Origin of the sequence: Veillonella magna DSM 19857 (assembly GCF_000428745.1) — a bacterium.
GTDB classification, from domain to species: domain Bacteria; phylum Bacillota; class Negativicutes; order Veillonellales; family Veillonellaceae; genus Veillonella_A; species Veillonella_A magna.
The window spans coordinates 1-4,057 of the sequence record NZ_AUAN01000031.1; the positions used below are offsets into that span (position 1 = coordinate 1).

Below are 4,057 nucleotides of genomic sequence, written 5' to 3' on the forward strand. Positions count from 1 at the left end.
GAACGGGTTAGCTGCGAATGCAGTTGTTACGCCTAATACAGCAGTTGCTGCAAATACGGCTGCAAAACGTTTTTTCATTGTAAATACCCCTTCGGATGGAATCTACCGAAAAAGGAGTATACATGTATTGAAAAATTATTGCACTATACAAAATCAATTTGATTATATGTACATAATATTGTACAATAAATTTACAAGAGGAGGGATGAACATGATTGCTGTAAATTATTCTACATTACGTAATAACTTAAAAAATTATTGTGACGAAGCAACGGATAATCAAAGTACAATTATTGTTACACGAAAGAATGAAAAGAATGTTGTCATCATGAGTTTGGAAAATTATAATCAGTTGATGAAAACAATGAGAAATACCGAATACTTAGCTAAATTAGATAGAAGTATGGACCAGATTAAAAAGGGGCAAGGAAAACGCAGAGAATTAATTGAGGATCCTGCCGATGAATAAAATTTGGTCTGATATTTCTTGGGATGAGTATTTGTATTGGCAACAGCAGGATAAAAAGACGCTGAAGAAAATAAATGCGTTGATAAAAGACATAGAACGTAATGGTAATTTGGAAGGAATTGGTAAACCTGAACCGTTAAGGTACAGACCTGGATACAGCCGACGTATAGATCAGTATAATCGACTTGTCTATGATACCGATGAAGAGAACCTTTTCATTTATTCCTGTCGTGGCCATTATGAGGAATAAGGCAGATCTATTCCGGCTAAGTCGGTCTATTTTAGATTTTTAAAAATTTTTCTTCGAGTATATATAAAGCAGGGCCTCTTTTGAGAGCTCTGTTTTTTATTGAAAATATAATTAAAAATTTTTTGCATCTACTGGATTTTGATTTCACCTAAAATATTGCTAAAGCTGATTTTACTAAAAAGAAAGGGGCCGTAATAAAATGAGTGAAACCGCTCATTTTGTTACAGCCCCATATGCTAAATATCCTAAGAGAAAATAGTAGGTCTACAGATAAGTATTCAGGACGTGTTTAAATTGAAGATTGAATTACTAATGAGATGCTTAATGTAATGAAGCTTTTATGATAAGCATCATCCTATAAGTTCATAGTGTATCATCTGCAGTATTAGTCTCTTAAAATATAATAGCCATAATATTATAAGTTGTCTTAGTGGGGCAACTTAACATTTGACAAAGAGTTTTGGCATGATTCTCGATAGAACTAGTCATTTGTATAGATTATTCACAAATCCTAGTAAGATTTAGCAAATGGAAATCAGCGAGTCTTATAACCAGTATGCTCTTTATCCTTTTTATTATCTTGAATAACGTCACTAATAGATTTTCCAAGGTTTAATTCATGTTCTACTTTTAATGCTTTAGGAGATAAGTATGCGGTGTCTTTTTTACCCAAGAGCAATGTTTGGTCAGAATCCCAATATGTTCCATTGTTTTCATTTCTTCCCTGAAGAAGGAATAAACTATCCCCATTTTTATTGGCAGCAGCTAAGTCAATATGATGTTTCTTTTGATATTCTGCAATGCCGGCAACAATAGCTGCATCATCTTTTCTCTGACGATTGAAAATCAGAACAATTTTAGTATCCTTGAATTCAGTAGCAAAGTTAAAGTCACCTTGAGAGTCCATAGCTGCTAGAGCAGGTCCGTGTCCTTGATAGAGTGGTGCAATTACTTTATTAATTGTTGTAGATTTACCTTTACCTTGGGTTTGATCGTGTAAATCATAATTATATTCATTGATATAACGTCCAGCTTTATCAAGCTTGTTCGTCATAGCAACAATACCATCAACTCCCGGAATATTGAAAGCATCTACAGCAGCTTTGACAACATCTAAGTGAGATGCCGAATTAACCCAAGTATCAATGCCGTTTGCATTGAGAGAACGATAGAGTTCAACCATTTGCGGAGTTACTGTAATCCCATTCTTATAAGAAACAGTAACGGGGCCCGCTTTTGTAGAAAGATTTTTAGGACTGCTATAACTGCCTTTAGTCCATGTCTGCCCCTTAGTTTGATCACCGTAGTATAAATGACTTTCCTTAGCAAGATTATAAACTTCTGAAGGAGTCATTCCCGTAAACCAGTAAGTTACCCACGGATAACTTACTGAAGAATCCATCGTATCTCCGATTGCGGTATAAAGCCAACGCATCTTGGCTTTAAAGTCTTGATACTCTGGGCTAGCTTTCATTTCAGCTGTAGGTTGCATGCCTTTTATAGTTACCCAGCCTTTTTTATAGAGAACCTTATAATCGTTGGCTGCATCTGTGATAGCATCAAGTATTTTTACTTCTTTACCAGATCCGTCATCAGCGCCATAAACTGCATTTAATTTATCTTTTGGAATCCCTGTTAATAAAACATTTTTCATATTATCAGGAGAAATAGCAAAAGCTAATCGGTCAAGCTGCCAAATGGCTAGCTGCTCTTCGATATCTAGAATTGCTGTGGTGTTATCGAAGTCGAATACAGCGTATGGCTTTACGGTATTAGCGTAGTTTGGTGACTTGTTGCCATACATAGCTATGAAATCATTGATACCTTTGTTAACATTACTTTCCCATGAGGGTTGATACTGCATGGATTGTGTAATAGTGGGGACTTGGGCATGTACATTTACAGCTGTAAATGCAGGAGCCCATGATAAAATGGATGCAGCACAAACAATGCCTACATACTTTTTCCAACCCTTTTTATTCATAATAAAAGCCTCCCTATAAACAGAATTCGTAAAAAGAACCCTTGCTTTTATACCCTTTGTCAAATGTTAAGATGTCCCAATATATATGACAAAAGGCCTAGCTTGTAAAAGCTAGGCCTCTCATCAACTCTATGACTCTCGAAATAAGCTAACAAATGTATTGTTTAACTATTTTCGTCATATTACAATAGAAAATTATAATATGGGTCAATATAAGCTTACAATAGAAGGGTTTAATGTAATCACATTCCCGCTATAGCCTTTACCCTTGTTAAGCTTAGAATTTGTAGTTAAGTTCTGCACGGTAGTATTCCGGAGCATCATTGCCTTTCTGGTCTTCAGCACCAAAGGTTGCGTAAGCGGAAAGACCTACGTTCTTAGCCAATGCATAGTCTACGGTAGCCATCCATGCTTTGTAGTCAGCATTGTACGGCTGATTGTAGTTCGGGCTGGAGCTGATTACCGGAGAGTATACGCCTTCATCAAAGTATTTAACTTTAACGCCCCAAGTACCCTGTTTAGCGATATTGTAATCACCATAACCGATACCAGCTACCCAAGCATCGTTGTCGCTACCATTTTCGCCTGTGAAGTCATCGGAGAAGGTTGCATATTCGCCACCAACCCATACTTTACCAAAGTTGAGGTCTAAGGATGCGCCATAGATATCTTGGTCTTCGCCAAGTACATTTTTGACATTCTTGTTACCAAAGAGGTAGAAAGCACCTAATGTAGCATGCGGACCAAATTTCCCATTAGCTTGAAGGAGAGTAAAGCTCATATTATCATCTTCATTGCCATTAATCTTAACATCATAGTTGCCTTTCACCTTATCAATTGGTGTGTCAAACAAACCACCTTCCATAAGGTAGCCATAAGCAACAGCGGCATTGAAGTTATTACCAGTATAGGTCAACTGAGCACCATCAAAGGTATCATCATATACCAAACCGTTACCTACCGTACCCTGATAGCGACCTGCAGTCAAAGCTACTTTATCACCAAAGTTATGGGTAACGTATGCACGGTCGATGGAAGCAGTGCTACCAGCACTAGCATTACCAAATTCACGGTCAGTAGAAGCCACACGTACCATGAATTCCGTATTTTCATTTACTTGGCCGTTAAATTTAACACGTCCACGGAAATCGAATCTAGATTTGTCTTTGTTGTCGCCTTTTTTATTAAAGAACCCAGCTTCATCAGATCCCTGATAACGAATACGAGCGTCACCGGTTACTTTGATGTTGCCAACTCTGTTTTCAAGGTTAGCTACGCGAACACCGAGGTTGTTCAATTCGCTGGAGAATTCGTCAGCCAAACGGTTGATCATAGCCTGCTGTTCAGCATTAGC

At 37.4% G+C, this 4,057-nt stretch carries 4 protein-coding genes; 2 read left to right on the forward strand and 2 right to left on the reverse strand.

Features of this window, described 5'->3' with window-relative positions; genetic code table 11:
• Positions 1 to 469, forward strand: a 469-nt coding sequence (locus tag G344_RS12295; protein ID WP_211219562.1) for a type II toxin-antitoxin system Phd/YefM family antitoxin, incomplete at its 5' end; no start/stop codon positions are given.
• Positions 462 to 719 (forward strand): Txe/YoeB family addiction module toxin, encoded by a 258-nt coding sequence (locus tag G344_RS0106925; protein WP_028255555.1) that lies wholly within the window; start codon positions 462 to 464, stop codon positions 717 to 719. The genes G344_RS12295 and G344_RS0106925, both read left to right, overlap by 8 nt.
• Positions 720 to 1,254: 535 nt before the next feature.
• On the opposite strand, the gene G344_RS10965 is transcribed toward G344_RS0106925, so the two are convergent.
• Positions 1,255 to 2,703, reverse strand: a complete 1,449-nt coding sequence (locus tag G344_RS10965; RefSeq protein WP_051245856.1) for a hypothetical protein — start codon at positions 2,701 to 2,703, stop codon at positions 1,255 to 1,257.
• Positions 2,704 to 2,980: 277 nt separating this feature from the next.
• Positions 2,981 to 4,057: putative porin (locus tag G344_RS0106935; protein ID WP_028255556.1), on the reverse strand; the 1,077-nt coding region annotated here is incomplete at its 5' end.

Excerpts from the sequence above, each read along its gene's own strand:
- G344_RS0106925 (WP_028255555.1), top strand. The coding sequence starts at position 462 with ATGAATAAAATTTGGTCTGATATTTCTTGGGATGAGTATTTGTATTGG.
- G344_RS10965 (WP_051245856.1), bottom strand. The coding sequence starts at position 2,703 with ATGAATAAAAAGGGTTGGAAAAAGTATGTAGGCATTGTTTGTGCTGCA.